Below are 25,948 nucleotides of genomic sequence, written 5' to 3' on the forward strand. Positions count from 1 at the left end.
TGAAAAACGGCGAACCCTACAAAAACTCAGTCCCTAAGCGCATCTGGCTCGCTGACGATGTGCCTGAGCGAGCAAGACCCAATTACTGGCAAGGTAAGGTCAAAGCCTCAGTCGTGAATAAGTTGCCGCTGTACGATGATCCTGCCAGCCCTACAAATGGCCAGCCTGCAGGCGCCCGGAAGGGGACTCTGGAGCTGGTCATGAACAGCGTCATCGAGTTTAACTCTTCGGAAGTCGTCAACCTGGCGCTGGATGGCAAGCTGCAGCGGATGGCCAAGTGCACAATGCTGAGTGGCGGCCTGCGGGGTCATGGTGCGGTTCCCCCCAGCTTTTGGGCATGTGTTGAAAATGACCCTGCTAATAAAGTATTGAAGTGGGACTCGGTAACGCCGACCAGTTTTGATACGGTCGTTATGACGAGCACCGGAGTGAAGGCGGGCGATCCAATTGGCTATCTTGGACAAACCGAAAATCTCACCGGTGAAAATGGCGGCGTCAGCAGCAAATACCAGGTTCACGTCGAAATCTTCACAGCCGATGCTGAGGTTAAAGACTTCCTCAAGAACACCGCGGGTTTGAAGATTGGGAAGCAATACCTGCACCTTGCAAGCGGGGCTGTACTCAAGCAAAAAGCGCCCGCTACAGGCACCACAGCACTCAAGCAAGACCATGCGGTTGACTTGGCTAAAGCCACGGTTGTCAAAGAAGGCTTAGATGACTGGTATGAGGTCAGCGTGATCGAGGACGATCAGCCTGTAGCCGGCTTGATAAAAAAAGCCACTGCGCCAGTCATCACACAGCACGATTGGGAGAAATTGGGCTTTCAGATCGTGGAGGAGAACAACGCAGCAGCCGATGGCTTCCTGGACCCGGAAGACATGCCTCCTTTTTTCAAAGAGTTGTTTGCGAAAGTAGATACGAACCATGATGGGGATGTTTCTCCCGGCGAACTCGCGGAAGCGTTAAAAAATATCGACACCAGGGATCAGTGGGCAAAGCTGATCGCTCATCACCCAACCGAGTGGAAGTACAAGGCAGACGCAGCCAAGTGGAGCAGGCTGGATAAGCTGCTTGAGACATCGCCCAAGACGCTTAAGCACGAGAAAGAGCGAATTAACAAATATGTTTTTTGGGAGGAGTTGACAGGTAAGGCATTGATTAGTACTGATGCCGTTTGGCATTTTCATCCAGTTGAGTTCTTAAAGAATATAAGGGCAAAAGCTGGTTTTGTATTCACGCTCGAAATGATGCAAAAAATCTATCCATTGATAGAGCCTTCTAGGCAATCAGATCTGCAGGAAATCATAGATGAGTTAAATGCTCATATCGATTTCTTCCGACTGGATACCCCGCTAAGAAGGAGCCATTTCTTCGCGCAGGTCATGCAGGAGACAGGTGCCGCTCTCAGCGTCGAAGAAGGATTTCTCTGGAAAGCGTCATCCCTCATTGGGTCTTTCTCATATTTTCGTAATAATCCTGCTGCAGCACGTGCACATGGTTACGATACAACCAAACCAATAAAAGCCGATGGAACACGAGTAAATCAGGCAGATTATGAAGCCGTTGCTAATGGTGCTTATGGTGGGCGTGCAGAACTGGGGAATGGGGACTACGCAAGCGGAGATGGTTGGAAATTCCGAGGTAGAGGGCTCAAACAGCTCACTGGTAGGGCTCATTACAGAAACTTTACAAAGTGGTGCTCGACCAATTCAGTTGAGTGGCCAAGTGAGCTTCATGACTTTGAGATAAATCCTGAACTGTTGGTTCAGATGAAATACGCGGTACGCTCCGCTGCATTTTTCTGGATAGATAATGAGCTTTATCGAAGGGCTGATAACGGAGCTAATGACTCAACAGTTCAGTCAATAACCGATGTGGTAAATTATAATACCGATAGCAGGCCAGCACGAATAAGCAATTTCAAGAAAATTTGGCAGCAGGGACTATTTAATGAGATCATTCTATGACTAGGTCTAAATTTAACGCTATTACCTGTTTTTTTTGTTCTATGCTTTGCATACCTTGGGTGCAAGCATATGACGAAGAAATAGAGAAAACGCTATGTGGCGTTGACGAAAAAATCTATTTTAGCTGTCCTTTTTCTGACGAAAAAATAGTTTCGATATGTGCGTCTGGCAATAGTGATCCCAGTTCCGGATATGTTCAATATAGGTACGGGAAGCCAAACAATATCGAAATGATGTTTCCACAGAAAAAGATCCCACCTATGAAGAGATTTTTTGTGGTGAATGCTTCCGAAGGGAGTGTAAATAAAGATATTATAAAATTTAAAAATGGAAGCTACACGTACCTTGTTTCTCAAATGTCAATGAGCAATCTGACTGTGCTGAAAAACGGAAAGATGGTTTTGCGAAGAATATGTGAGAAAGGTGGCAATAAAGTAATAAGCCGAGAGGCAAGAGAAGGTATTGAAACAGTACCTAAAAGTGATGAGGATTTTAAGTGATCTATCGAAGTAGATCACTCCAGAGACTTTCTCAAAAATACGGCTGGTTTGAAGAAAGGGAAGCAGCACCTTCATCTAGCGGTAGGGACTGCGCTCAAGAAAAAAGCCCCTGCAACGGAGGCCACTTCAGTCAAGAAACAGCACGCGGTTGACCTGAGTAAAGCTGCGGTCATCAAAGAGGGTGCTGAAGACTGGTATGAAGTCAGCGTGACAGAGGACGGGCATTCTGTAACAGGGTTGGTGAAGAAAGCGAGTGCTGTCATCATCACTCAGCACGATTAGGAGAAATTGGGGTTCCAGATCGTCGAGGAAAGCAACGCGACAGCAGACGGCTTCCTGGATCTGGAAGACATGCCTCCTTTTTTCAAGGAGTTGTTTGCGAAAGTAGATACGAACCATGATGGGGATGTTTCTCCCGGCGAACTCGCGGAAGCGTTAAAAAATACCGACACCAGGGATCAGTGGGCAAAGCTGATCGCTCATCACCCAACCGAGTGGAAGTACAAGGCAGACGCAACCAAGTGGAGCCGGCTGGATAAGCTGCTTGAGACATCGCCCAAGACGCTTAAGCACGAGAAAGAGTGCATTAGCAAATATGTTTTTTGGGAGGAATTGACGGGTAAGGCGTTGATTAGTGCTGATGCCGTTTGGCATTTTCACCCGATTGGAATGATAGGCGGTTTTCTAACAAAAACTGTTGCGAATAGTGGGCAGATCACTTATGACGCCGAAGGTAATGATATACCAGGATCACCATATTTCAGTCGTTGCATTCATTGGCCTGGCAACGATTTGTCTGGTGTTACGCTAGGGCGTGGCTATGACATGGGGTTTAGATCTGAAACAGAGATATACAATCACATGATTGCAGCTGGGGTTGAGCCAGGACAGGCAACTAAGATATCTAAGGCCCGCAACCTGAAAGGTGCCGCCGCCAACAATTTCGTCGTTCAGAATAAAACTGATATTGGAAATATAACACTAGAGCAACAGAAAGCGCTTTTTGCCTTAATTTATCCGGATTATGTTTCCAAAGCGATCGCTAACTATAATCGTTGGACTTCGACTCTTCCTGCACATTTAGAGTGGGCGGCATTAAGGCCTATCATTCAGGATATTTTAGTTGATTTTGTGTATCAAGGGTTTACTAAAGGAGAAAACCCAATGAGGGCGGGAATGAAAGATGACGTGGATGAATTGATACGTTATATAGAAAACACCCCGGCGATCAGTCAGTATGAACCCGGGCGGAAACGTGCTGCATATCTCAAAAAAAATCGTTAGGAATCTGATGTGAAAATAAATTTTAGATTTGTTTTAGTTTTAGCCTCGCTCTATTTTCTGCCAGCGCACGCTGAGTGCATCAATAGCGATACGAGCCAAGAAGTTGACGAGTGTGCAAAGGCAGAAAAAAATACCGCAGATGCCCGCCTAAACGGCAGTTATAAAAAAATAATAGCCAGAGCTCAAGGTCAATATAGGTCAGATGCTAGACTTGGCGATGAATTCAAAGCGAAACTAAAAGATTCGCAGCGCGCATGGCTAAGGTTGCGTGATACGAATTGCCCACTTGAAGCGTTTGAAATAGAAGTTGGGCAGGCTGCTTACCTGACAACAATTAATAACTGTGTTGCGGGGATGAGCCTGGAACGTGCGGCTTATTTGGATAAATTATTGCACGATATTTAAGGCGGATTTTAGATTGGAAGTATCCCCGTCTTCATTGCTGCGACATAAATTTAGACGTTTGCAAGAGTGAAGTGGGTTTGAAGATAGAGGGCTATTCTTGGGTCGGCGAACCAGCTAGCCGGCCTTCACAAAAACATTAGGGACGCTGTCTTCAGGTGGCCAAGAGCTTGACCTTCATTGGAGAGCCAAGGCGTAATTTGGTTGGCGCGCAACTGACCAGCGCAGGCACCGAGATCCACCTGAAGGCCGGCGAAAAGATCGTCATCGAGGCGGGCGTGGAGCTCGCCGTGAAGGCGGGCGGGAGCTTCATCAAGCTCGACGCGGGCGGATCGTGAAGGCCAACGCTGGAGGCTCCGCCGGAACCGGAACCAATACCTGCACCTTACAAGCGGGGCTGTACTCAAGCAAAAAGCACCCGCGACATCACCCTACGGAGTGGAAGGATAAGGCAGACTCTGCCAAGTGGAGCAAGTTGGATAAACTGCTGAAACCGTCTCCGAAGATGTTGAAGCATGAGAAAGAACGCATTGATAAATATGTATTTTGGGATGAGTTGTCAGGGAAAGCTAAGATGACCTCAAGTTTAATATGGCATTTTCATCCGGTAGAATTCATTTCAACATTTAGCGCTAAAAAAGTCTGCGCTTGCAACGCCATAGTTAAGGCTACTCGCTGGGTTTCTTCCAGTAAGACGCACTATGGCCCATTGCATACGGGTGATAAAGAGCTTGGGAGTGCACCTCAGTGGGATGACCTGGTCTCAGAAGGGAAAATAACGGAAGAGGAGAAAAAAATTATTGTTGTAATGTCTGGAAACGAGGCAAAAATTAACGGAGTACAAAGTTATGATAGCGAAATAATTACTGCCGGCGCGATGCAGAAAACAATTAATTTGTCCGGTGGCGGTGAGCTGCCACTACAAGTTAAGAAGTTCAAAAATCAGCATCCCGAGGCGTACATCGAATACTTTGATTCTCAAGGCTGGAAGTTGGATGAGACAGGTGATTCGGCGAAAATGTATTATCAAGGGCCGGCTCGAGCTAGTGGCGCAAAGCTGGAAGGAAAGGCGCTGAAGGATAATTTAAAAATTGGTTGCAGTGAATCGACATTTGGGAAGGTGGTTGACTGTCAGCCTGTTTCAGTGATGGCCTGCGCTATCGCAAGTCCGCTATATATCCAGATACAAATAATGGATTTTATAGAAAGGTTGCGTAGTTCTTTAACGAAGAAGCCCACAGGCTATAACTTTACTGCTGGGGGATTTTTCAAGACCTCTCTCGGAAAAGCTGTGGTTTTGGACCACGATATAAATCGACCCGGGTATGTGAAGGATGATTTGGGATCTGCTCTTGACACTTTTTTTGCTCAAAATCCAACAGTCAGCCGGAATGTTGATACATGGGGCTCAGCATATAACGTTAATGAGCGAAAAGTTTTAGACCTGTATGGCGCTCGAAGAAGAATGACCAATGCATTGCTTCGATACAATCACTTGAAGGCGGAGTTATAAGTATGTCGAATTTGAGATTTTTAGTTGCTGGTGCTGTTTGCTGGTTTTTGATAGCCGCCAATTGCCAGGCTGCTGATCTGATTTTGAATGGGGCTGGCGATTCCAGGTTAAATTTTTCCTCGTGGGATGAAAAGTCTGCCGTTTGGAAAATAGTAGATTTTAAAAAAGAGAATTTGAATTTTTCTTTATATAATAATGCCCCTGACTCTTCGATAGGATTAGGGGTAAATTCTGATAGCATGTCTTCTGATGGGAGATATGCTCTAGTTCAAAGAACTATATTTGGTAAACTCTACGATTCGGAGCAGGTAACGGAAACTGAAAAAAACTATTGTGACATGGTTGAAATGAATAGCGGTTGTGTGTTGCTCTCAAGGTCTGCCGAGGTTTGTTCTGGAAGTTGGAAGGGTTCTATTTGGTCGGCAGACGGAGGGGAAATTGTTAAGCCAAAGCTAGAAACAATAAATCCTCAAAAATTGATCGAGTCGATTTCGACTGTACGCGGTTCAACCTTAAGGGCCGACGCTATAAAAGAGCAAATGTTCATGGGTATTGAATCATATGCGAGTTGTTATCCAGGCGTTGAAAATGTACAGGCGCTAAATGACTTGGGGTTTTATTTGTCTCAAGGGGGTGATGATAGCGGCGCACTTAGAATGTATCGAAGAGTTGAGTCTATTGGCGAACGTACAGTGTTGTTTTTAAATATCGCTGACTCGCTCTGGAATACTGGAAAAACTTCTGAGGCTGTCAAATACTACAAGAAATACGCTGATTCTATGAATGCTAGCGGGAAAAGCAATAAGGTTCCTTCGCGAGTCGCTGAACGCACAAAGTAGCATGGAGTGCTGTCAACACCTTAGGCCAGTTTTGATTCGGCGGCTTTAAAGGCGCTGCGGGAAAGGTCAGTTTGTGAGTAAAGCTGCGGTCATCAAAGAGGGGGCTGAAGACTGGTATGGAGTCAGCGTGACATAGGACGGACAGTCTGTAACAGGATTGGTGAAGAAAGCGAGTGCTGTCATCATCACACAGCACGATTGGGAGAAAGTGGGGTTCCAGATCGTCGAGGAAAGCAACGCGACAGCAGACGGCTTCCTTGATCCGGAAGACATGCCTACTTTTTTCAAGGAGTTGTTTGCGAAAGTAGATGCGAACCATGATGGGGATGTTTCTCCCGGCGAACTCGCGGAAGCGTTAAAAAATACCGACACCAGGGATCAGTGGGCAAAGCTGATAGCTCATCACCCAACAGAGTGGAAGTACAAGGCAGACGCGGCCAAGTGGAGTAGGTTGGATAAGCTGCTTGAGACATCTCCTAAGACGCTTAAGCACGAGAAAGAGCGAATTAACAAATATGTTTTTTGGGAGAAATTGACAGGTAAGGCGTTGATTAGTGCGGATGCCGTTTGGCATTTTCACCCGATTGGAATGATAGGCGGTTTTCTAACAAAAACTGTTGCGAATAGTGGGCAGATCACTTATGACGCTGAAGGTAATGATATACCAGGATCACCATATTTCAGTCGTTGCATTCATTGGCCTGGCAACGATTTGTCTGGTGTTACGCTAGGGCGTGGCTATGACATGGGGTTTAGGTCTGAAACAGAGATATACAATCACATGATTGCAGCTGGGGTTGAGCCAGGACAGGCAACTAAGATATCTAAGGCCCGCAACCTGAAAGGTGCCGCCGCCAACAATTTCGTTGTTCAGAATAAAATTGATATTGGAAATATAACACTAGAGCAACAGAAAGCGTTTTTTGCCTTAATTTATCCGGATTATGTTTCCAAAGCGATCGCTAACTATAATCGTTGGACTTCGACTCTTCCTGGACATTTAGAGTGGGCGGCATTAAGGCCTATCATTCAGGATATTTTAGTTGATTTTGTGTATCAAGGGTTTACTAAAGGAGAAAACCCAATGAGGGCGGGAATGAAAGATGACGTGGATGAATTGATACGTTATATAGAAAACACCCCGGCGATCAGTCAGTATGAACCCGGGCGGAAACGTGCTGCATATCTCAAAAAAAATCGTTAGGAATCTGATGTGAAAATAAATTTTAGATTTGTTTTAGTTTTAGCCTCGCTCTATTTTCTGCCAGCGCACGCTGAGTGCATCAATAGCGGTACGAGCCAAGAAGTTGACGAGTGTGCAAAGGCAGAAAAAAATACCGCAGATGCCCGCCTAAACGGCAGTTATAAAAAATTAATAGCCAGAGCTCAAGGTCAATATAGGTCAGATGCTAGACTTGGCGATGAATTCAAAGCGAAACTAAAAGATTCGCAGCGCGCATGGCTAAGGTTACGTGATACGAATTGCCCACTTGAAGCGTTTGAAATAGAAGTTGGGCAGGCTGCTTACCTGACAACAATTAATAATTGTGTTGCGGGGATGAGCCTGGAACGTGCGGCTTATTTGGATAAATTATTGCCCGATATTTAAGGCGGATTTTAGATTGGAAGTATCCCCGTCTTCATTGCTGCGACATAAATTTAGACGTTTGCAAGAGTGAAGTGGGTTTGAAGATAGAAGGCTATTCTTGGGTCGGCTAACCAGCTAGCCGGCCTTCACAAAAACATTAGGGACGCTGTCTTCGGGTGGCCAAGAGCTTGACCTTCATTGGAGAGCCAAGGCGTAATTTTGTTGGCGCGCAACTGACCAGCGCAGGCACCGAGATCCACCTGAAGGCCGGCGAAAAGATCGTCATCGAGGCGGGCGTGGAGCTCACCGTGAAGATGGGCGGAATCTGCATCAAGCCGCCGTTGCCGGCGGTGGATAAGGACAAAGCGGGGGGGGTTGAGGATTTGGCGTTGGTGAATGGTAAGCGATCCACCAACCACACCTACCATCAGATGCGGCTTCCGTTTATCTTGGCATTTCCGGTGAGCAGTTCCACGGCAGCAACGCCTCATAGTCGGCCACCGACTGCGCAAGTGGCAACCTCTCCAGTACGTGGCGCAGCCACGTATAGGGCTCCTGGCCGTTGACCTTGGCGGTCTCGACCAAGCTATAGATCTGTGCACTGGCGGTGGCGCCTTTAGGCGTGTCGCTGAACAGCCAGGCTTTGCGCCCAATAACAAACGGCTTTATTGCGCGCTCTGCCGGGTTGTTGTCGATCGGTAAAAAGCCGGCTTCCACGTAACGCTTCAGCCGACTCCAGTTATTCGCCAGATAACCAACTGCCTTGCCCAGCACGCTTTGCGGCGTCACGTGGGACTGAGTTTTATCCAGCCAGCTTTTCAACTGAGCCAAGATTGGCAGGCTTTTCTCCTGCCGACCGGTAAAGCGCTGTTCGTCGCTGCCGTCTTTCAATTCGCGCTCGATACCGTACAGCTTATTGATCATCGTCAGCGCGATATCGGCACGCCCGGTCTTGCCCTTAGGTTGCACTTTTTGTGCTTCGACAAATTTGCGCCGCGCATGGGCCATACACGCCAAGCGCTCCACGCCCGGTTGTAACGCCAGCGCGTTATAGCCCGCGTAATCATCAGTCATCACATAGCCGCGATAACTTTCCAGCAGCCGTAACGGTACGTCCTGCGCGCGGCTGGAAGTGTAGTCGAACAATACGACTTTATGATCTGGAGGCCCGCTGGCCTGTACCCACATCCAGGATTGGCTGGTCGGGTCTCGATCTGGTTCTTTCAGTACCTGAACGCGGGTTTCGTCACAGTGGATGACCGGGCTTTCCAGCAATCGATCACGCATCAGATTTAACAGCGGCTGCAAATGTTCGCCGCACTGGATAATCCAGCGGGCCAACGTTTGACGCGGGATTTCTATGCCATGTCGGCTTAGCACCGTTTCAAAACGATGCAGCGGCAAGCCGTCGACATACTTGGTGGTCAGCAGCATGGCCAACACGCTGGGGCTGGCCATGCTCTTTTCAATCAACTGCGCAGGCTTGCCGGCTGTGACCGGTGCCGACTCACAGCCACGACAGCCGTAGACTTTGCGGATGTGTTTGATCACCCGAATCTGCATCGGCACGATATCCAGTTGCTCGCTGGTTTCCTCGCTGACGACATGCTTGCGGCAACCGCAGGCACAGGTCAGTTCGTGTTCGGGCAGCTCGTGGATGACTTCAATGCGCGGCAGATCAGCCGACAGTGGCTTGCGCTTGCCACGGCGTGGCGCAGGAGCAACTACTTCCTCATCAGCATCGCCGACCGGGAGCATAGGCTCGCTTTCAGGTTCATTGAACAAGGCAAGTTGAGGGGTATTAGGCTCGACGGTTTGTTCGGACTTTCGACCAAAAATACGGTCACGCAGCAGCTTGATCTGCTCTTTGAGATCAACGATGTGAGTGGCGTAGGCGTCTTTAACTTCCTGTTCGCGCGAGCGTGCTTCGTAGCTCTCAAGCAGCATCTGTTTGAGCAATACGGGATCGTCAGGAAGGTTGTCGGGCAATGGTCGCATGCCCTGGATTATACCCGTCAGGCAACAAACCTTGGAGTCAAAATCTTATGAGGACGGTTGCGCCACAGATCAAATCCATCCAGCAGCCAATTCAATTCCTGAACCGTCAGCACAATGGCTTCGTCGACATCATCTGGCGAGATTTTGAAACGCTCGGACTCGAGACGCTTGAGCCAAAGGCAGAAGCCGTTACGCTCCCAATACAAAATCTTCACTCGATTCCGGGATTTGTTGAGAAAGACAAAGAGCACCGGATCAAAGACCGCCACTTTAATATCCAACTCGACCAAAGCAGCTAAGCCATCGATGGATTTTCTGAAATCCACGGGTTTGGGATAGAGGTAGACTTTCTCGACTTTGGCGTCGGGTCGCATCATGGTGCTGGCTCCTGAAAGAAAACGGGAGCACAGCATCAGGCGTCAGCCAGTGGCTTGAAATGTGGGGTTCGTGGATCGGATACGGTGAATGCACCGCCTGAGAAAGTTGAGCCGAAATTTTTTTTCGTGTTTTCCGAGTAAAAAAGTGGTTTTTATTAATAATGATTTGGAGAACGCGCCGGATGAATTTTCTTTGGCGTTTTGCGATACCTGTGTGTGAGTTCATGAAAAGTGAAATCATACAAATTTCAGACAAGCCTGATGCTGTTAATTTGTATAGGTCTTTGGGTTGGGATGTGACTGCCCCCAAGATTCAAGACATGGCTATAGACTTGATCTATCGAGGGGATTATACCGGGAGTTCCAGGGCTCTTATTCAGAGGCATATGACGAGTAATAATCTGTCGGCCTTCTCTGCTTTAATAAGTGATAGAACAAAATGGCTTAACGTTCCTGAAGATCGATTCAATAAGCGTGTTGATTATTTTAGGTGATGCACGAAGATGTTTAATATGTATTTCATATTTGGTGTGCTTTCTGTAGGCGGTGCCTCTGCAGTAGCAGCAGACTTGGGGGCGGTTTCAGAGGTGGGTGTCGGTCGTGTCGGCACTAACGTAGTTCGATATGTGAAAACCTTCAATAATAGCTGCTTGGAAGTACAGGTGGTGAGCCCTGAAAATAATTGGAAAGTTTTGTCTGTTTCGAATTTCTGCAGCTTTGAGGGCAAGTCTTTTGGTTCTGACTTTGCCGATGCTGGATTTGAGCAGATCTCTGTTAAAAATGATGGTCTTCATTTAGTGCTTAGTTTCACGCCGCTGACGCCAACGGGCGAGCAGCGCAGAGCCTGTATTATTCCAGTTGAAGGGGCTACCATCAAAGACCTAAAATGTTTAGAAACCGAGAAATAACATTAGATCCTCAGCAACACCGACTCACAAAAGAGTTTTACTGCAACGTTGAAAAGTATCTTTGTGCTGCCGCTTCCGGGGGAGCGGCGCAATTTAGTCTGAGCGCTCAGAACTTGCGCTTTTTTATGGCGGGGAACTGTGGGGCGGTTGGGGCGATCCGCCCGCGCTGATGTTGAGCCAGGCACCTATCGTTCCGCACGCTCCAGCGTCGGAATGCCTTGCGTGACGCTCCTGCGTCGCAAATCTCTGCCGCGCCGCACATTCAAGATCGGACGCGGAGCGTCCAGAACGGCATGCGACGCGGAGCGGCGCACGATAGTTGAGATTATCGTATCCGATCCACGAACCCCACATTTCAAGCCACTGGCTGACGCCTGATGCTGTGCTCCCGTTTTCTTTCAGGAGCCAGCACCATGATGCGACCCGACGCCAAAGTCGAGAAAGTCTACCTCTATCCCAAACCCGTGGATTTCAGAAAATCCATCGATGGCTTAGCTGCTTTGGTCGAGTTGGATATTAAAGTGGCGGTCTTTGATCCGGTGCTCTTTGTCTTTCTCAACAAATCCCGGAATCGAGTGAAGATTTTGTATTGGGAGCGTAACGGCTTCTGCCTTTGGCTCAAGCGTCTCGAGTCCGAGCGTTTCAAAATCTCGCCAGATGATGTCGACGAAGCCATTGTGCTGACGGTTCAGGAATTGAATTGGCTGCTGGATGGATTTGATCTGTGGCGCAACCGTCCTCATAAGATTTTGACTCCAAGGTTTGTTGCCTGACGGGTATAATCCAGGGCATGCGACCATTGCCCGACAACCTTCCTGACGATCCCGTATTGCTCAAACAGATGCTGCTTGAGAGCTACGAAGCACGCTCGCGCGAACAGGAAGTTAAAGACGCCTACGCCACTCACATCGTTGATCTCAAAGAGCAGATCAAGCTGCTGCGTGACCGTATTTTTGGTCGAAAGTCCGAACAAACCGTCGAGCCTAATACCCCTCAACTTGCCTTGTTCAATGAACCTGAAAGCGAGCCTATGCTCCCGGTCGGCGATGCTGATGAGGAAGTAGTTGCTCCTGCGCCACGCCGTGGCAAGCGCAAGCCACTGTCGGCTGATCTGCCGCGCATTGAAGTCATCCACGAGCTGCCCGAACACGAACTGACCTGTGCCTGCGGTTGCCGCAAGCATGTCGTCAGCGAGGAAACCAGCGAGCAACTGGATATCGTGCCGATGCAGATTCGGGTGATCAAACACATCCGCAAAGTCTACGGCTGTCGTGGCTGTGAGTCGGCACCGGTCACAGCCGGCAAGCCTGCGCAGTTGATTGAAAAGAGCATGGCCAGCCCCAGCGTGTTGGCCATGCTGCTGACCACCAAGTATGTCGACGGCTTGCCGCTGCATCGTTTTGAAACGGTGCTAAGCCGACATGGCATAGAAATCCCGCGTCAAACGTTGGCCCGCTGGATTATCCAGTGCGGCGAACATTTGCAGCCGCTGTTAAATCTGATGCGTGATCGATTGCTGGAAAGCCCGGTCATCCACTGTGACGAAACCCGCGTTCAGGTACTGAAAGAACCAGATCGAGACCCGACCAGCCAATCCTGGATGTGGGTACAGGCCAGCGGGCCTCCAGATCATAAAGTCGTATTGTTCGACTACACTTCCAGCCGCGCGCAGGACGTACCGTTACGGCTGCTGGAAAGTTATCGCGGCTATGTGATGACTGATGATTACGCGGGCTATAACGCGCTGGCGTTACAACCGGGCGTGGAGCGCTTGGCGTGTATGGCCCATGCGCGGCGCAAATTTGTCGAAGCACAAAAAGTGCAACCTAAGGGCAAGACCGGGCGTGCCGATATCGCGCTGACGATGATCAATAAGCTGTACGGTATCGAGCGCGAATTGAAAGACGGCAGCGACGAACAGCGCTTTACCGGTCGGCAGGAGAAAAGCCTGCCAATCTTGGCTCAGTTGAAAAGCTGGCTGGATAAAACTCAGTCCCACGTGACGCCGCAAAGCGTGCTGGGCAAGGCAGTTGGTTATCTGGCGAATAACTGGAGTCGGCTGAAGCGTTACGTGGAAGCCGGCTTTTTACCGATCGACAACAACCCGGCAGAGCGCGCAATAAAGCCGTTTGTTATTGGGCGCAAAGCCTGGCTGTTCAGCGACACGCCTAAAGGCGCCACCGCCAGTGCACAGATCTATAGCTTGGTCGAGACCGCCAAGGTCAACGGCCAGGAGCCCTATACGTGGCTGCGCCACGTACTGGAGAGGTTGCCACTTGCGCAGTCGGTGGCCGACTATGAGGCGTTGCTGCCGTGGAACTGCTCACCGGAAATGCCAAGATAAACGGAAGCCGCATCTGATGGTAGGTGTGGTTGGTGGATCGCTTACAGATTATCGTTCCTCAGCGCGGGAACGATAATCAGTGGGTCAGAACGCAGGCAGTACCGCGCCGTCGTACTTCTTGTTGATGAAGTCTTTGACTTGCTGGCTGGTCAGCGCTTTCGACAGTTTTTCGATGGCGTCGGTGTGGGCGTTATCTTCGCGGGTGACGAGGAAGTTCACGTACGGCGAATCAGCGCCCTCAATGATCAGCGCATCCTTCTTCGGATTGAGCTTGGCTTCCAGCGCGTAGTTGGTGTTGATCAAGGCAAGGTCAACCTGGCTCAAGGCGCGCGGCAATACAGCCGATTCCAGTTCGCGGAACTTGAGTTTTTTCGGGTTGGTCGCGATGTCTTTAGGCGTGGCCAGGGCGTTGGTCGGGTCCTTCAGGGTGATCAGGCCACCTTTCTGCAACAGGAGCAGGGCACGACCGGCGTTGCTGCCTTCGTTCGGGATGGCGATGGTTGCGCCTTCAGGCAGGTCAGCCAGTTTCTTGTACTTGTTGGAGTAGCCACCGAACGGTTCGACGTGTACGCCAACGCCGGTCACCAGATTGGCGCCCTTGCCTTTGTTGAAGCCGTCCAGGTAAGGCTTGGTCTGGAAGTAGTTGGCGTCCAGACGCTTTTCGTTCAGTTGAACGTTGGGCTGTACGTAGTCAGTGAAGACCTTGATTTCCAGGTCCACGCCTTCTTTGGCCAGGGTCGGCTTGATCAGCTCAAGGATTTCCGCGTGCGGTACGGGCGTTGCGCCGACGACCAGTTTTTCGCCTGCGTGAGCCAGGCCAATCGAAAGCGCAGCCGCCAGAGCGGTGATCAAAAACGTCTTTTTCATGCAATGTCCTTAGCGAAATCCGAGAGCGTCATCCAAAAACGACGCCTTATTATTCAATGGTTTGCCGTCGCGCGATCCGATCACTGCGACATCACGCTGACATTACCGAGATTTTATATTCCGATGAAAGACTTTTTAGTCGAGTGCTTATATCTTTTTGTCTAACGCCCTCACGCAGGGCTCTGCTCAAGCTGCGACGTCACCGACTCCAGCAATTGCCGCAGCGCAGAAAGCTGCTCGCGATCTCCGCTGCTGACCAACAGCTTTGCCTGGCGCTCGATCAGCGTCAGCGGGGTGGCGATGTCGGGCAGGTTGATGTCTTCAGCCCGAATCTCGTCGCCGCTGCTGACCAGCAATGCAAAGTGAATGACGTTCTCCAGTTCGCGAGTGTTGCCGGGCCAGCTATGGGCTTCCAGCGTGCGTTGCGCGTCTTCGCTGATCAACTGCACGGGCAGGCTCAGGCGCTGACTGTAGATGCCGACAAAATATTCGGCCAATGGCAGGATATTGCCCGGCTGTTCGCGCAATGCGGGCAGGTCGAGCTTCCCTTCGCTGAGGTAATGATAGAGCCGCTCGTGGAATTTTCCGGCGGCTACCGCCTGCGCCAGATCGATGCTGGTGGCCGCGACCAGGCGCACATCGACCGGGCTGGGCTGGTGCGCGCCGACTCGGGTGACTTCGTGATTTTCCAGCGCGGCGAGCAGCTTGACCTGAATCGGCAACGGCAAGTCGCCGATCTCGTCCAGATACAAAGTGCCACCATTGGCAGAACCGAACCAGCCTGCGCGGCTGCTGACCGAGCCGCTGTGCGCCCCGGCGGCGTAACCGAACAGCTCGGCATCGGCGTAGGTCGGGCTGATGGCGCCGCAGTTCACCGAAACGAACAGGCCGGAGCGATCACTGCCGCGATGAATGTGCCGTGCCAGCAGCTCCTTGCCGGTCCCTGATTCACCGCGGATCAGCACCGGCAGCTCACGTGGGGCCAGTTGCTCCATTTCCTCACGCAAGCGGCGGGAGCGTGGGTCGATGAACACCAGCGCCTTGGCGCGAATGCTGAGTGGGCTTTTTTCCGCATCGGGAAAGGTCAGCAGCGGCTGGCCGAAATTTTCGTGAAGGCTCATGACACACTCCCGCCTGAGCCCTTGCGACGGCTCAAGCGTTAAAAAGACAGGGCCCGGCAGGCCCGATAGATACGTAATCCGCTCATGCGCGACGACGCGCGTGCTGCTCCAGACGATTTTGCAGCCGGTACAGATAAGCGAAGCCCTGCTCCCAGCGTTGATGACCGGACTTGACGTTGATATGCCCGGCCTGGCTCAGAAACCCAAGCTCTGCACCCCAATGACGAGCCATTTCAATAGCGCGCTGGGAGCTGACGGCAGGGTCGTTGTCGGAGCTGACAACCTGCGTCGGAAACGGCAGCAGATCGGCAGGAATCGGCGCGAAGTTGCGCAATGCAGGGGGGCAGTTCGGACGCTCGACATCGGCAGGCGCAACCAGCAACGCGCCTTGCACCTGGCGAAGGGTTTCCAGCGGCGCGAGTTGCGCCCAGTGCGCGACCGTCACGCAACCCAGGCTATGGGCGATCAGGATCACTGGCGTGCTCTGCGCGGCAATGGTGCGCTGCAGCTCGCCCACCCAGTCTTCACGGCGCGGTTTGAGCCAGTCGGCTTGTTCTACGCGTGTACTGTTGGGCAGGCTGTTTTGCCAATGGGCCTGCCAATGATCATCAGGAGACCCTTGCCAGCCTGGCACGATCAGATACCGGATCGACTCGTTATGCATGGATTCGCCTCCTGCATGTATGCGTTCATGAGACGAGTATAGGGACTCAAGTTATATTCGCTAAGGAATAAGAAGCTATTTGTTAATTCCCAAAACGAATATAAGCCGTCAGACAAAAAAAGAAGCCGTCCCCTGCCTTCGAGGAACGGCCTCTAATAAAAAATCACTTTCAGGGCAAAGAATATCCGCGCTTGGTTACAGGATTACGACGGCGCTCAGGTTACCGGAACTGTACGAGGGCCCGGCTCACCGACGCCAAGTGCAACGGGCTCTTCGTTTTGCGGCACCTCGCGGGCCACGGTCCAGACCACAATCGCGGCCACCACGTCGAAGATCGCCAGTACCACGAACAGCGGGCTGTAGCCGATCTTGGTGACCAGCACGCCAAACACCATCGTGAACGCAGCCGCCCCCATGAACCCGAACATTCCGCCCATGCCCGTGGCCGTGGCCACTTCGTTTTTGCCGAACGAGTCGGAGGTGATCGAGTACAGCGCACCCGACAGAGTCTGGTGCGCAAAGCCACCAATGCACAGCAGCGCAATGGCGGTGTAAGGGCTTTCGACCAGCCCGATGCAGGCCGGGCCGATCATGCATGAACAGCCGAACAGCATGACCATCTTGCGAGAGGTGAACAGCGAGACCTTGCAGTACTTGTGAAACAGCGGGCTGAGATAGCCGCCCAGCACGCAGCCGATATCGGCCGCCAGGAACGGCAGCCAGGCGAACATCGCGACTTCCTTGATGTTCATGTGCCGTTCGGTCATCAGGTACAGCGGGATCCACGCGTTGAAGGTCTGCCAGGCGGGCTCGGACAGAATGCGCGCCGAGGCGATGGCGTAGAAATTGCGGTTCTTGAACAGGCGTTTCCAGCTGCCTTTTTGGGCAGGTGCATCCTTGAGGCGCGATTCCTGGCCGCTGAGAATGTAATCGCGCTCGGCATCGCCCAGACGTTTCTGGTCACGCGGGTGCTTGTAGAGCAGCAGCCACAGCCCGCTCCACACGATCCCCAGGCCACCGACAATCAGAAACGCCAGTTCCCAGCCGCTGTGCAGAATCGCCCAGACCACCAACGGTGGCGCGAGCAATGCGCCGAATGACGAGCCGATGTTGAACCAGCCGATGGCGACCGAGCGCTCTTTGGCTGGAAACCATTCGGTCGTCGCCTTGACGCCCGCAGGCAGGCCCGCCGCTTCGGTCAGCCCGAGCAGGCCACGGAAGATTGCCAGGCTCTGCCAGCCAGTTGCGAACGCTGCCGCAGCACAGGCACCCGACCAGGCCACAGCGAAAATCGCGAAGCCCATCTTGGTGCCTATTGCGTCGATGATGTAGCCCGCCACCGGTTGCATGATCGCGTAGCACAACTGCCAGGCGACCACGATGTGCGCGTACTGCTCGGTGGAAATGCTCAGCTCACTCATGAGCGTCGGCGCTGCAACGGACAGCGTGTTGCGTGCGAGGTAGTTGACGACCAGGCCGGCCGTGACCAGCCCCACCATCCACCATCGAATTCCTTTTATCTTCATCTCTTCACCCTGTTTATTTTTAGATTGGCGATGAGCGTCCCTCGGCCAGAACCGTGGAGCGGCTGTTTTTTATGTAACGTTAGATTGCGGATACCGCAGAGGGGCTAATCGATGGATTTCGACGATATTCAGACGCTTTAGGTGACCTACCGAGCAATCCAGACAGGATTTTTGCCTGACAATTTTGTCTGATCATGGCTTTGTTACTCTTTGAATTATTTTTATGGTTGTAATTTTATAAAGGTCTTATGTTGTCGTACAACATCCCGCATTTATAGTCATTTGCCATGCCAGTGTCAAATGCCAGAAACGCTGTTGACTCCGCTTGGCAAGCGCTTGCGAATGTTGAAGCCTGAACGCTTACACCCTCGTTATACGATGACTGCTTGGGGAGACAGCGTTTCTAGCTCGTTTTGACCTATTCGCCACTGATCGCAAGCCATGAAGTACTGCAACTCACAGCGCAGCGTCGAGAATCAGCTCCGGGGGCTTGCACAACTGTCATAAATGCTTTCATTCTCTGGCTGTGGCATTGGGCAAAGGAGTGCCCTGCGATACCTGGTCGGCGACAGTCCGACGCTGAATGCTGGAGGAGGCGCCCCGCATGCCTGAGCCAAGCAGTCTCGCCAGTTGGACCCGCGCCTTGCGCAAGCAACTCGATGCGCTGGGAGTGGACAGCCATGCGCTGTGCAGGAGCGCGGGTATCCATATGGAATCGCTGGATGACCCCGGCGCGCAATTTCCGGCCGACGCTATCGCCAGGCTTTGGCAACTGGCGGTGCACGCCAGCCTTGATCCTGCGCTGGGCTTGCGAGTCTCGCGTTTTGTCAGCCCCACAGCGTTCCATGCACTGGGCTACACGCTGGTGGCCAGCGGCTCTCTGCGCGAGGTTTTCGAGCGTATCGTGCGCTATCGGGCAATGGCTGAAGACTCGCTGGAACTGGACTTCAGAGCGGTCGGCGAGCGTTACGAGTTTCGCTTCGGCACGCCGAAATCGTGTCAGCTCCCCGCGCATGAATTGCTGGATGCATTCGCGGCCATTTACGTGCGCACTTGCCGCAGTCGGTTAGGCCGGGGTTACGCGCCACTGTCCGTGCACCTGCAACGCCCCGCGCCTGACAATCCGCAGCCTTGGGAAGACCTGTTTCGTTCGCCAGTGATGTTCTCGGCGCAAGAGAACCTGCTGGAGTTTGGCGGCGATGATTTCGACAGCCACCTGGATGACGGCCCGATGCAGGTAAACGAGCAAAAAGCCAATGGCGACCCGTTGCCTTCGCTGATCTGGGAGCAGCGCGTGCGCTCGGCCATCGAAACCCTGCTGCCGGATGGCGAGCCGACCGCCGAAAGCATTGCTGCAGCACTGCACCTGAGCACGCGCAGCCTGCATCGCCATTTGGCGGACGAGGGTTGCTGTTACGACCTGTTACTCAATCAATGCCGCCAGAACCTGGCACTGCTGCACATGAACGACCCGCAAAGCTCACTGAGCGAAATCGCCTACCTGCTGGGCTTTAGCGACACCGAAAGCCTGAGCCGCGCGTTCAAACGCTGGACCGGGCTGACACCGGGGCAGTATCGGAGTGCGTTGGGGCGGTGAGGATAATGCAGCTATCGTGCGACGCTCCGCGTCGCACGCCGTTCTGGACGCTCTGCGTCCGGTGCTGAACAGGCGCAACGCCACTGGGCTGTAGATAGACGCTCTAACGAGCGTCAAGCCGTGCCAACTCCGGCAGATCGCCCGACAAACCTAAGGCTTCGCGCACGAACAGAGCCTTGGCCTCGGGCATTTGGTTGACCATTTTCAGGCCGGTATTACGCAGCCAGCGCAGTGGCAGCGGGTTGGCCTGGAACAGGCGTTCAAAGCCCTCCATCGCCGCCATCAATGCCAGGTTGTGCGGCATGCGGCGACGCTCGTAGCGGCCCAGCACGCGCAGGTCTGCCACGCGCTCGCCACGCTGCGCTGCGTGGGTCAGCACTTGCGCCAGCACCGCAGCATCCAGAAAACCCAGGTTCACGCCCTGCCCGGCCAACGGGTGAATGGTGTGCGCCGCGTCCCCAATCAGCGCGAGGCCATTGGCGACGTAGCGCTTGGCGTGACGCTGGCGCAGCGGCACGCACAGGCGCGCGTCGGCAGACAAGACCTGGCCCAGCCGGCCCTCGAACGCCTGCTCCAGCTCACGGCAGAACAGATCATCTTCCAGCACCATCAAACGCTCGGCTTCTGCTGGCGTGACCGACCAGACAATGGAACACCAGTGCTCGCCCTCACGGTCCAGCGGCAGAAACGCCAGCGGGCCGTCATCCGTGAAACGCTGCCAGGCGGTTTTCTTGTGGGAATCGGCCGTGCGCACGCTGGTGACGATGGCGTGGTGCAGGTAATCCCACTCGCGCGTCGGCGTTTCGGTCAGGCGGCGTACTGCCGAGTTAGCACCGTCGGCGGCAACCACCAGCGGCGCACGCAGCAAACGACCGTCCGCCAGCGTCAGCAACCAGTCATCGCCGGAGTGACGCATCTGCTCTAGCCGCGCGTTGGCCAGCAGGCCGATGTCGCTGTCATGCAAACGGTCGAGCAACGCATCCTGCACCACTCGGTTCTCGACGATATGGCCCAGCACGTCGGCATGCACACTAGAGGCCGAGAAGTGGATCTGCCCGGTGCCGCTGCCATCCCAGACGTGCATGTGCGCGTAAGGGCTGGTACGTCGCGACGCGATGCCATCCCACACGCCAAGCCGCTGCAGAATGCGCTGGCTGGCCGCTGACAAGGCACTGACCCGTGGCTCGAAAGTCGATTGCGGGTCAAAGGGTTTGACGCTCAGCGGCCCGCCGTCGACCACCAGCACATCAAGGCCACTGCCCTGCAAGGCCAGCGCAAGAGCACTGCCGACCATTCCGGCCCCGACAATCAACACATCTGCACGCGTTTCCATGGTCAAAGCGTTCTCGCTTGTGGCCGAAGCCCTGTATGTGAAGTGGGTGAGTCAAACATCGGATCGAGTCCCCAAACCCATTGCCTGACGGGCAAACCAACGCTTGGCGGCGGGCAAGAGGTCCAGCCCCAGCAGCCCGAGGTTGCGTCCGGTGGTGACGGCCGACTGAGTGCTGCCGAACAGCCGCGTCACCTTGTCGGAGAAACCCACGGTCAATTGCTGATCCTGACGCTGGCGCTCGCGGTAGAGCTGCAGGGTCGGCAGATCGCCGAGCGGCGCGTCGCTCTCCAGCAGCGTCTGGGCCAGTGCATCGGCGTCGCGAAGGGAAAGGTTGAACCCCTGCCCGGCAATCGGGTGCAGGCTGTGCGCCGCATTGCCCAGAATCACCAGATGCGAGCGCACTTGCTCTTCGGCCTCGACCAGCGCCAACGGGTAGACATGCCGCGCGCCGACCTGACGAAGGGTGCCGAGGCGATAACCGAACACGCCTTGAAGCTCTTCCAGAAAACTGCGGTCGTCCAGCTCGGCAAGACGTTGAGTGTCGTTGCCCGGTCGCGTCCAGACCAGCGCACAGCGATTGTCCGGCAATGGCAGCAAGGCCATCGGCCCGTCGTCGGTGAAGCGCTCGAACGCCTGCCCGCAATGTGCCTCGCCCGGCGAGATGTTGGCGATCAGCGCGCTTTGATCGTAAGGCCGCTGCCGTACACCGATACCCAGTTGCTCACGCAGGCTGGAACGACCGCCATCGGCCAGCACGGCCAGATCGCATTCCAGCTCGGTTTCATCACTGAGGGTCAGGCGATAACCATCGGCCAGCGGCTGCATCTGCCTGACCTCGGCCGGCACGCGCCAACTGACCACGTCACGGTCCAGCCCAGCCCAGAGCGACTGCCCCAGCCAGGCGTTTTCCACGACATAGCCGAGCGCCGGCACACCTTCTTCAATCGCAGACAAGCGCGTAGCGCCAAAGCGGCCGCGGTCCGACACCTGAATTTGCAGAATGGGCTCGGCACGTCGGGAAATCTGCTGCCACAGGCCCAGTCGCTCGTAGATGCGCCGTGCGCCGAACGACAGCGCCGAAGAGCGCGCGTCGTAGCTGGGTTGCCAGGCGTCTCCCGGGGCGAAGGGTTCGATGAGCACGATCTTCCAGCCACGCGCCTTGGCACCCGCCTGTAGCGCAAGCGCAAGGCTTGCACCGACCAACCCGCCGCCCACGATGGCAATATTGAAGCGGCTCATGCGACCTGCACCCTGGCAGCAGCCATCAACGCCTCGATCTCGGCCACGGTCTTGGGCACGCCGCCGGACAGAATTTCACAGCCCTGTCGGGTTACCACAACGTCATCCTCGATTCGCACGCCAATACCTCGCCATTTCTTCGGGACTTCCAGGTTGTCGGGGGATATGTAGATTCCCGGTTCGACGGTCAGCGTCATACCAACCTCCAGTACGCGCCACTCGCCGCCGACCTTGTACTCGCCGACATCGTGCACGTCCATGCCCAGCCAGTGTCCGGCACGGTGCATGTAAAACATCTTGTAGGCCTCACTCTCGATCAACTGATCGACATCGCCGCGCAGCAGGCCCAACTCGACCAGCCCTGCGGTAATAACCTGGACCGTCGCTTCGTGCGCCTGGTTCCAGTGCCTGTCGGGGCCGATGGCCTCGAACGCTGCGAGTTGAGACTTGAGCACCAGTTCATAAATAGCTTTTTGCTCGGGCGAAAACGTGCCGCTCACCGGAAAAGTGCGGGTGATGTCACTGGCATAACAATCGATTTCGCAGCCCGCGTCGATCAGCACCAGATCACCGTCGCGCAAGACAGCATCGTTCTGCTGGTAATGCAGGATGCAACTGTTGCGACCTGAGGCGACGATGGAGCCGTAGGCCGGCATCTTCGAGCCGCCCTTGCGGAACTCGTAATCCAGCTCGGCTTCAAGGCTGAACTCGTGCAGACCGGCACGGCAGGCCTGCATCGCCCGCACATGGGCCCGCGCCGAGATGTCTGCGGCGCGGCGCATGACTTTGACTTCCGCCGCCGACTTGTAGAGGCGCATGTCATGCAGCAGGTGGTCCAGCGCAACGAATTCCTTGGGCGGCTGGGCACCGAGGTGCGCCTTGGAGCGAATCACGTTGATCCAGTCCATCAGGTGCCGGTCGAATTCGGGGTTGCTGCCCATCGCCGAATACACCCGGTCACGGCCTTCGATCAGCCCCGGCAGAATTTCGTCGATGTCGTTGATCGGGAAAGCATCATCCGCACCGAAATCGCGAATCGCACCTTCCTGCCCGGCGCGCAAGCCATCCCACAATTCACGCTCGGGATTGCGCTCACGGCAGAACAACACGTACTCGCCATATTCGCGTCCGGGAATCAGCACCACCACCGCTTCCGGCTCGGGAAAGCCGCTCAGGTACTGAAAGTCGCTGTCCTGCCGGTAAACATGCTCGACATCACGATTACGAATCGCCACCGCAGCGGCCGGCAGAATAGCGATGCTGTTCGGCTCCATCTGCGCCATCAGGGCCTTGCGACGGCGGGCGTATTCGGCCTTCGGAATCTGGGTCATGGGCAGCGGGAGTCCTGATGAAGTCCACCGGACCGGGCAGTTGCCAACCCGGGCCGGCGTCGCAGTGATGGGCTATCAGTGCAGGGAAGGCTTGGGTTGCGGCTCGGCAGGCTCGTTGAACTCGGTGAACAGCAGCAGCGGCGCAACACGCATGTATTCCATAACTTCCATGTAGTCGGTCTCGCCGTCCTCGGACTCTTCCAGCGCGTCCTGCACTTGGGCGATGGCAGCCAGGTCTTCGAGCACGGCTTTCGCTTCGCTGCCCAGAACCTTGTCGCCGATGGCTAGGCCAAAGCCTGCGAGGAAACCCTGACACCACTGGCCCAGCGCGGCGGCGCGCTCGGTGAGCGGCTCATCATCGCCCGGCAGCAACAGCACGACGGTCATGTCATCGCCGGTGAGTTCGCCCTTGACCATCTCTTGCAGGCCGACAAGCGCTGCACGAATGTTGTCTTGCGGCTCGGTTTCCAGCAGCATCGAGGCGTCGGCGAACCAGCCTTCGTTATCGAAGCCGGCACCCGCGCAACTGCGGCCCAACAGCAGGCCGTGCAGTTCGGCAGGGGATACTTTATGGCCACCGCTATTGAGCAGGGTGGCGAACGCTTTGTACGGAGAATTCTGAATGGGCATGGGTAGCTAGTCGCCAAACGGCGCAATGTCTAGAATGAAGGCCTTGTATCCTAGACTATCCGCGCGACAAGATCACCCGGACGGCGGTTCGAGCTTGAGGATAAGCATCGCTCCCCCTGCCATTCATCAGAAAGTATTCAGTGGAAAACAATGGAAGACACCGACCTGCAAGCGCTGATGAAACGTGTGGAGCTGCTCCTGAAGTACGCCGAGCAACTTAAAGGCCAAAACGCACTCCTATTAGCTCAGGAAAAGACCTGGCGCGAGGAACGCGCCCAACTCATTGAAAAAAACGAAATCGCCCGGCAGAAGGTCGAGTCAATGATTTCGCGCCTCAAAGCCCTGGAGCAAGACTCATGAGCAATGGCAACAGCGTCACCGTTCAGATCCTCGACAAGGAATACTCGATCATCTGCCCTCAGGAAGAGCGCACCAACCTGGTCAGCGCCGCCCGTTACCTGGACGGCAAGATGCGTGAAATCCGCAGCAGCGGCAAAGTCATCGGTGCCGATCGCATCGCCGTCATGGCCGCCCTCAACATCACTCACGACTTGCTGCACAAGGAGCATCTGCCTGACGTGCAGAGCAGCGGCTCGACTCGCGAACAGGTCCGCGATCTGCTCGACAAGGTCGATCTGGTGCTGGCCACAGACACGCCCGGCACACCGGACTCAACTCGGGGCTGATTATTGCGGGGCATTTCTGTATACTCGCGCTGCTCCCTGGAGTGCTTGCCAGTCGGTCATGTCCCTGAGCCGATACGCACAACCACGGGGGTTGCACGTTGGGGTTGGTGTGCATGTCCGCTCGACGGAAAGCCTTAAAACCTCCTGCAATCTCCACCTTGAACTTTCGGGTTCAAGGGCTACACCGACAGCGGTTCGTCGGGGAGTCCATATTCGGTCAGTTGCCAGCCCTGTTTTCTGGCAACGACGACCCCGCTAAAGCTTCAACCTCCTTTCCGGATTAGCCTGCATGACCTCCTGCTCATGATCAGCGCCCAGTCACTTACACGTCCGCAATTGCGCCGCCAGCTACGCAAGGCACGCAGAGTGCTCACTCGCAGCCAGCAACGCGCAGCCGCCCGCGGCCTCTACCAGCAGTTGGCGCAACACCCGCTGTTTCGACGCGCCCGTCACGTCTCCCTGTACCTGCCGATGGACGGCGAGATCGACCCGCGCCTGTTGCTGCGCGAAGCACAGCGTCGCGGCAAGGCAACTTACCTGCCGGTGCTCAACGCATGGCCACGCACCCGCATGGTTTTCCAGCGTGTGCGTCCCGGCGAGAAATTCATCCCCAATCGCTTTCGCATTCCCGAACCGCGCATCAATCGCACGAAGCAACGCCCTGTGTGGGCACTCGACCTGGTGCTGATGCCGCTGGTGGGTTTCGATGACGAAGGCGGTCGCCTGGGCATGGGTGGCGGCTTCTACGACCGCAGCCTGGCGTATCTGGCGCGCAGAAAAACCTGGCGCAAACCGGCGCTGCTGGGCTTGGCTCATGAGTGTCAGAAAGTAGATCGACTGGCGCAGGCCATTTGGGATGTACCGCTACAGGGCACGGTATCGGACAAGCAATGGTATTTGACGCAGAGGCTCTGATCGTTTCAGCCCGTCAGGCGCTCGACGATCAGAGTAGAAACAGGGCTCAATGCCTGCCGGGGACTTTTTGCTGTTGCTGGGTAATCTCGACGGGAGCGTCATCCTTGCTGGTCCACAAGCTCTGTGCATAACCGGTCGTCACAACACCCAAGCCAAACAAAACAACCAGAATCCAGAGTAAATCAAGCTTGCGTTTCATTGACTGCCCTCCTTAGGCAAATCAATACGATGTCAGCATCGGTTTTGTAGAGGCCGTGCAGCAGCGTGGAGCTTTAAAGGCCGGCATTTTGCGGTAACGTGAACCAGTACGCAAATAGTG

At 54.2% G+C, this 25,948-nt stretch carries 26 protein-coding genes, 1 other RNA gene and 2 pseudogenes; 18 read left to right on the forward strand and 11 right to left on the reverse strand.

What is annotated here, in order from left to right; genetic code table 11:
- The first annotated feature begins 200 nt into the window (after positions 1 to 200).
- From PSPTO_RS26880 to PSPTO_RS30535, 10 genes and pseudogenes are all read left to right on the forward strand, one after another.
- The gene (locus PSPTO_RS26880) at positions 201 to 1,967 is read left to right on the forward strand and encodes a chitinase (protein ID WP_226992664.1); all 1,767 of its coding nucleotides are present in this window, start codon (positions 201 to 203) and stop codon (positions 1,965 to 1,967) included.
- Entirely contained in the window at positions 1,964 to 2,467 is a 504-nt protein-coding gene (locus tag PSPTO_RS26885; RefSeq protein ID WP_052746262.1) for a hypothetical protein, read from the forward strand. The genes PSPTO_RS26880 and PSPTO_RS26885 overlap by 4 nt, the downstream gene beginning before the upstream one ends.
- Positions 2,468 to 2,755: 288 nt before the next feature.
- The gene (locus PSPTO_RS26890) at positions 2,756 to 3,751 is read left to right on the forward strand and encodes a calcium sensor EFh (RefSeq protein WP_226992665.1); all 996 of its coding nucleotides are present in this window, start codon (positions 2,756 to 2,758) and stop codon (positions 3,749 to 3,751) included.
- Between the two features lie 9 nt (positions 3,752 to 3,760).
- Positions 3,761 to 4,156 (forward strand): lysozyme inhibitor LprI family protein, encoded by a 396-nt coding sequence (locus PSPTO_RS26895; protein WP_011105370.1) that lies wholly within the window; start codon positions 3,761 to 3,763, stop codon positions 4,154 to 4,156.
- Positions 4,157 to 4,332: 176 nt separating this feature from the next.
- Positions 4,333 to 4,526: pseudogene (locus PSPTO_RS26900) on the forward strand (hypothetical protein); the annotation flags it as partial.
- Positions 4,527 to 4,658: 132 nt separating this feature from the next.
- Entirely contained in the window at positions 4,659 to 5,666 is a 1,008-nt protein-coding gene (locus PSPTO_RS26905; protein ID WP_226992709.1) for a hypothetical protein, read from the forward strand.
- A gap of 2 nt (positions 5,667 to 5,668) precedes the next feature.
- The gene (locus PSPTO_RS26910; protein WP_159229481.1) at positions 5,669 to 6,505 is read left to right on the forward strand and encodes a tetratricopeptide repeat protein; all 837 of its coding nucleotides are present in this window, start codon (positions 5,669 to 5,671) and stop codon (positions 6,503 to 6,505) included.
- Positions 6,506 to 6,665: 160 nt separating this feature from the next.
- Positions 6,666 to 7,709 (forward strand): calcium sensor EFh, encoded by a 1,044-nt coding sequence (locus tag PSPTO_RS26915; protein ID WP_226992666.1) that lies wholly within the window; start codon positions 6,666 to 6,668, stop codon positions 7,707 to 7,709.
- 9 nt (positions 7,710 to 7,718) lie between these two features.
- Complete coding sequence (locus tag PSPTO_RS26920; protein ID WP_011105374.1) at positions 7,719 to 8,114, forward strand: lysozyme inhibitor LprI family protein; 396 nt, start codon at positions 7,719 to 7,721, stop codon at positions 8,112 to 8,114.
- 167 nt (positions 8,115 to 8,281) lie between these two features.
- A pseudogene (locus tag PSPTO_RS30535) lies at positions 8,282 to 8,491 on the forward strand (hypothetical protein); the annotation flags it as partial.
- 46 nt (positions 8,492 to 8,537) lie between these two features.
- On the opposite strand, the gene PSPTO_RS26925 reads toward PSPTO_RS30535, so the two are convergent.
- Both PSPTO_RS26925 and tnpB (PSPTO_RS26930) read right to left on the reverse strand, forming a co-directional pair.
- Positions 8,538 to 10,091 (reverse strand): IS66-like element ISPsy5 family transposase, encoded by a 1,554-nt coding sequence (locus PSPTO_RS26925; protein ID WP_003409202.1) that lies wholly within the window; start codon positions 10,089 to 10,091, stop codon positions 8,538 to 8,540.
- 17 nt (positions 10,092 to 10,108) lie between these two features.
- Positions 10,109 to 10,468 carry an IS66 family insertion sequence element accessory protein TnpB gene (gene tnpB, locus PSPTO_RS26930; RefSeq protein WP_003409203.1) on the reverse strand — a complete coding sequence of 120 codons (360 nt, stop codon included), beginning with the start codon at positions 10,466 to 10,468 and terminating at the stop codon, positions 10,109 to 10,111.
- Positions 10,469 to 10,980: 512 nt separating this feature from the next.
- Here tnpB (PSPTO_RS26930) and PSPTO_RS26935 point away from each other — a divergent pair.
- The 3 genes from PSPTO_RS26935 (at position 10,981) to PSPTO_RS26950 (ending at position 13,720) form a co-directional block, all read left to right on the forward strand.
- Positions 10,981 to 11,376: a hypothetical protein gene (locus tag PSPTO_RS26935; RefSeq protein WP_164923176.1), complete on the forward strand. Its 396-nt coding sequence runs from the start codon at positions 10,981 to 10,983 to the stop codon at positions 11,374 to 11,376.
- A gap of 413 nt (positions 11,377 to 11,789) precedes the next feature.
- Positions 11,790 to 12,149 carry an IS66 family insertion sequence element accessory protein TnpB gene (tnpB, locus tag PSPTO_RS26945; RefSeq protein WP_003409203.1) on the forward strand — a complete coding sequence of 120 codons (360 nt, stop codon included), beginning with the start codon at positions 11,790 to 11,792 and terminating at the stop codon, positions 12,147 to 12,149.
- A gap of 17 nt (positions 12,150 to 12,166) precedes the next feature.
- Positions 12,167 to 13,720, forward strand: a complete 1,554-nt coding sequence (locus PSPTO_RS26950) for an IS66-like element ISPsy5 family transposase (protein ID WP_003409202.1) — start codon at positions 12,167 to 12,169, stop codon at positions 13,718 to 13,720.
- An 84-nt stretch (positions 13,721 to 13,804) separates the two neighbouring features.
- On the opposite strand, the gene PSPTO_RS26955 is transcribed toward PSPTO_RS26950, so the two are convergent.
- The 4 genes from PSPTO_RS26955 to PSPTO_RS26970 all read right to left on the reverse strand — a co-directional run bounded on the left by PSPTO_RS26955 (position 13,805) and on the right by PSPTO_RS26970 (position 17,871).
- Positions 13,805 to 14,587, reverse strand: a complete 783-nt coding sequence (locus PSPTO_RS26955; protein ID WP_011105375.1) for a MetQ/NlpA family ABC transporter substrate-binding protein — start codon at positions 14,585 to 14,587, stop codon at positions 13,805 to 13,807.
- A gap of 170 nt (positions 14,588 to 14,757) precedes the next feature.
- On the reverse strand, positions 14,758 to 15,708 hold the full coding sequence (locus tag PSPTO_RS26960; RefSeq protein WP_005765610.1) for a sigma 54-interacting transcriptional regulator: 951 nt from the start codon (positions 15,706 to 15,708) through the stop codon (positions 14,758 to 14,760).
- 82 nt (positions 15,709 to 15,790) lie between these two features.
- Positions 15,791 to 16,372, reverse strand: coding sequence for an alpha/beta hydrolase (locus tag PSPTO_RS26965; RefSeq protein WP_011105376.1), 582 nt, complete (start codon positions 16,370 to 16,372; stop codon positions 15,791 to 15,793).
- 215 nt (positions 16,373 to 16,587) lie between these two features.
- On the reverse strand, positions 16,588 to 17,871 hold the full coding sequence (locus PSPTO_RS26970) for an MFS transporter (RefSeq protein ID WP_024656430.1): 1,284 nt from the start codon (positions 17,869 to 17,871) through the stop codon (positions 16,588 to 16,590).
- A 631-nt stretch (positions 17,872 to 18,502) separates the two neighbouring features.
- Between PSPTO_RS26970 and PSPTO_RS26975 the strand changes: the two genes are divergently transcribed.
- Positions 18,503 to 19,495 (forward strand): AraC family transcriptional regulator, encoded by a 993-nt coding sequence (locus PSPTO_RS26975; protein WP_007247332.1) that lies wholly within the window; start codon positions 18,503 to 18,505, stop codon positions 19,493 to 19,495.
- A gap of 103 nt (positions 19,496 to 19,598) precedes the next feature.
- On the opposite strand, the gene PSPTO_RS26980 is transcribed toward PSPTO_RS26975, so the two are convergent.
- The 4 genes from PSPTO_RS26980 to PSPTO_RS26995 all read right to left on the reverse strand — a co-directional run bounded on the left by PSPTO_RS26980 (position 19,599) and on the right by PSPTO_RS26995 (position 24,028).
- Positions 19,599 to 20,828: a 2-octaprenyl-3-methyl-6-methoxy-1,4-benzoquinol hydroxylase gene (locus PSPTO_RS26980; RefSeq protein ID WP_011105378.1), complete on the reverse strand. Its 1,230-nt coding sequence runs from the start codon at positions 20,826 to 20,828 to the stop codon at positions 19,599 to 19,601.
- Between the two features lie 51 nt (positions 20,829 to 20,879).
- On the reverse strand, positions 20,880 to 22,067 hold the full coding sequence (gene ubiH / locus PSPTO_RS26985; protein WP_011105379.1) for a 2-octaprenyl-6-methoxyphenyl hydroxylase: 1,188 nt from the start codon (positions 22,065 to 22,067) through the stop codon (positions 20,880 to 20,882).
- Entirely contained in the window at positions 22,064 to 23,398 is a 1,335-nt protein-coding gene (gene pepP, locus PSPTO_RS26990) for a Xaa-Pro aminopeptidase (protein ID WP_011105380.1), read from the reverse strand. The genes ubiH and pepP overlap by 4 nt, the downstream gene beginning before the upstream one ends.
- Before the next feature lie 75 nt (positions 23,399 to 23,473).
- Entirely contained in the window at positions 23,474 to 24,028 is a 555-nt protein-coding gene (locus PSPTO_RS26995) for a YecA family protein (RefSeq protein ID WP_005621372.1), read from the reverse strand.
- A 150-nt stretch (positions 24,029 to 24,178) separates the two neighbouring features.
- Between PSPTO_RS26995 and PSPTO_RS27000 the strand changes: the two genes are divergently transcribed.
- The 4 genes from PSPTO_RS27000 (at position 24,179) to PSPTO_RS27015 (ending at position 25,629) form a co-directional block, all read left to right on the forward strand.
- Positions 24,179 to 24,388 carry a TIGR02449 family protein gene (locus tag PSPTO_RS27000; RefSeq protein WP_002551573.1) on the forward strand — a complete coding sequence of 70 codons (210 nt, stop codon included), beginning with the start codon at positions 24,179 to 24,181 and terminating at the stop codon, positions 24,386 to 24,388.
- Positions 24,385 to 24,714: a cell division protein ZapA gene (locus PSPTO_RS27005; RefSeq protein WP_003380079.1), complete on the forward strand. Its 330-nt coding sequence runs from the start codon at positions 24,385 to 24,387 to the stop codon at positions 24,712 to 24,714. Before PSPTO_RS27000 ends, PSPTO_RS27005 begins: the two co-directional genes overlap by 4 nt.
- A gap of 30 nt (positions 24,715 to 24,744) precedes the next feature.
- Positions 24,745 to 24,923, forward strand: a non-coding RNA gene (ssrS, locus tag PSPTO_RS27010) — 6S RNA.
- Positions 24,924 to 25,017: 94 nt separating this feature from the next.
- Positions 25,018 to 25,629 (forward strand): 5-formyltetrahydrofolate cyclo-ligase, encoded by a 612-nt coding sequence (locus PSPTO_RS27015; RefSeq protein WP_011105381.1) that lies wholly within the window; start codon positions 25,018 to 25,020, stop codon positions 25,627 to 25,629.
- 46 nt (positions 25,630 to 25,675) lie between these two features.
- Here the strand turns inward: PSPTO_RS27015 and PSPTO_RS29990 are convergent, their stop codons facing one another.
- The gene (locus PSPTO_RS29990; RefSeq protein WP_011105382.1) at positions 25,676 to 25,828 is read right to left on the reverse strand and encodes a hypothetical protein; all 153 of its coding nucleotides are present in this window, start codon (positions 25,826 to 25,828) and stop codon (positions 25,676 to 25,678) included.
- Positions 25,829 to 25,948 lie beyond the last annotated feature (120 nt).

It is taken from the genome of Pseudomonas syringae pv. tomato str. DC3000, assembly GCF_000007805.1.
Classification (GTDB): Bacteria; Pseudomonadota; Gammaproteobacteria; order Pseudomonadales; family Pseudomonadaceae; genus Aquipseudomonas; species Aquipseudomonas avellanae.

Bases quoted from the DNA above. Each gene is read 5' to 3' on its own strand.
- PSPTO_RS26880 (WP_226992664.1), top strand. From the start codon at position 201: ATGAACAGCGTCATCGAGTTTAACTCTTCGGAAGTCGTCAACCTGGCG.
- PSPTO_RS26885 (WP_052746262.1), top strand. From the start codon at position 1,964: ATGACTAGGTCTAAATTTAACGCTATTACCTGTTTTTTTTGTTCTATG.
- PSPTO_RS26905 (WP_226992709.1), top strand. From the start codon at position 4,659: ATGTTGAAGCATGAGAAAGAACGCATTGATAAATATGTATTTTGGGAT.
- PSPTO_RS26910 (WP_159229481.1), top strand. From the start codon at position 5,669: ATGTCGAATTTGAGATTTTTAGTTGCTGGTGCTGTTTGCTGGTTTTTG.
- PSPTO_RS26925 (WP_003409202.1), bottom strand. From the start codon at position 10,091: ATGCGACCATTGCCCGACAACCTTCCTGACGATCCCGTATTGCTCAAA.
- tnpB (WP_003409203.1), bottom strand. From the start codon at position 10,468: ATGATGCGACCCGACGCCAAAGTCGAGAAAGTCTACCTCTATCCCAAA.
- PSPTO_RS26935 (WP_164923176.1), top strand. From the start codon at position 10,981: ATGTATTTCATATTTGGTGTGCTTTCTGTAGGCGGTGCCTCTGCAGTA.
- tnpB (WP_003409203.1), top strand. From the start codon at position 11,790: ATGATGCGACCCGACGCCAAAGTCGAGAAAGTCTACCTCTATCCCAAA.
- PSPTO_RS26950 (WP_003409202.1), top strand. From the start codon at position 12,167: ATGCGACCATTGCCCGACAACCTTCCTGACGATCCCGTATTGCTCAAA.
- PSPTO_RS26955 (WP_011105375.1), bottom strand. From the start codon at position 14,587: ATGAAAAAGACGTTTTTGATCACCGCTCTGGCGGCTGCGCTTTCGATT.
- PSPTO_RS26960 (WP_005765610.1), bottom strand. From the start codon at position 15,708: ATGAGCCTTCACGAAAATTTCGGCCAGCCGCTGCTGACCTTTCCCGAT.
- PSPTO_RS26965 (WP_011105376.1), bottom strand. From the start codon at position 16,372: ATGCATAACGAGTCGATCCGGTATCTGATCGTGCCAGGCTGGCAAGGG.
- PSPTO_RS26970 (WP_024656430.1), bottom strand. From the start codon at position 17,871: ATGGTGGGGCTGGTCACGGCCGGCCTGGTCGTCAACTACCTCGCACGC.
- PSPTO_RS26975 (WP_007247332.1), top strand. From the start codon at position 18,503: ATGCCTGAGCCAAGCAGTCTCGCCAGTTGGACCCGCGCCTTGCGCAAG.
- PSPTO_RS26980 (WP_011105378.1), bottom strand. From the start codon at position 20,828: ATGGAAACGCGTGCAGATGTGTTGATTGTCGGGGCCGGAATGGTCGGC.
- ubiH (WP_011105379.1), bottom strand. From the start codon at position 22,067: ATGAGCCGCTTCAATATTGCCATCGTGGGCGGCGGGTTGGTCGGTGCA.
- pepP (WP_011105380.1), bottom strand. From the start codon at position 23,398: ATGACCCAGATTCCGAAGGCCGAATACGCCCGCCGTCGCAAGGCCCTG.
- PSPTO_RS26995 (WP_005621372.1), bottom strand. From the start codon at position 24,028: ATGCCCATTCAGAATTCTCCGTACAAAGCGTTCGCCACCCTGCTCAAT.
- PSPTO_RS27000 (WP_002551573.1), top strand. From the start codon at position 24,179: ATGGAAGACACCGACCTGCAAGCGCTGATGAAACGTGTGGAGCTGCTC.
- PSPTO_RS27005 (WP_003380079.1), top strand. From the start codon at position 24,385: ATGAGCAATGGCAACAGCGTCACCGTTCAGATCCTCGACAAGGAATAC.
- PSPTO_RS27015 (WP_011105381.1), top strand. From the start codon at position 25,018: ATGATCAGCGCCCAGTCACTTACACGTCCGCAATTGCGCCGCCAGCTA.
- PSPTO_RS29990 (WP_011105382.1), bottom strand. From the start codon at position 25,828: ATGAAACGCAAGCTTGATTTACTCTGGATTCTGGTTGTTTTGTTTGGC.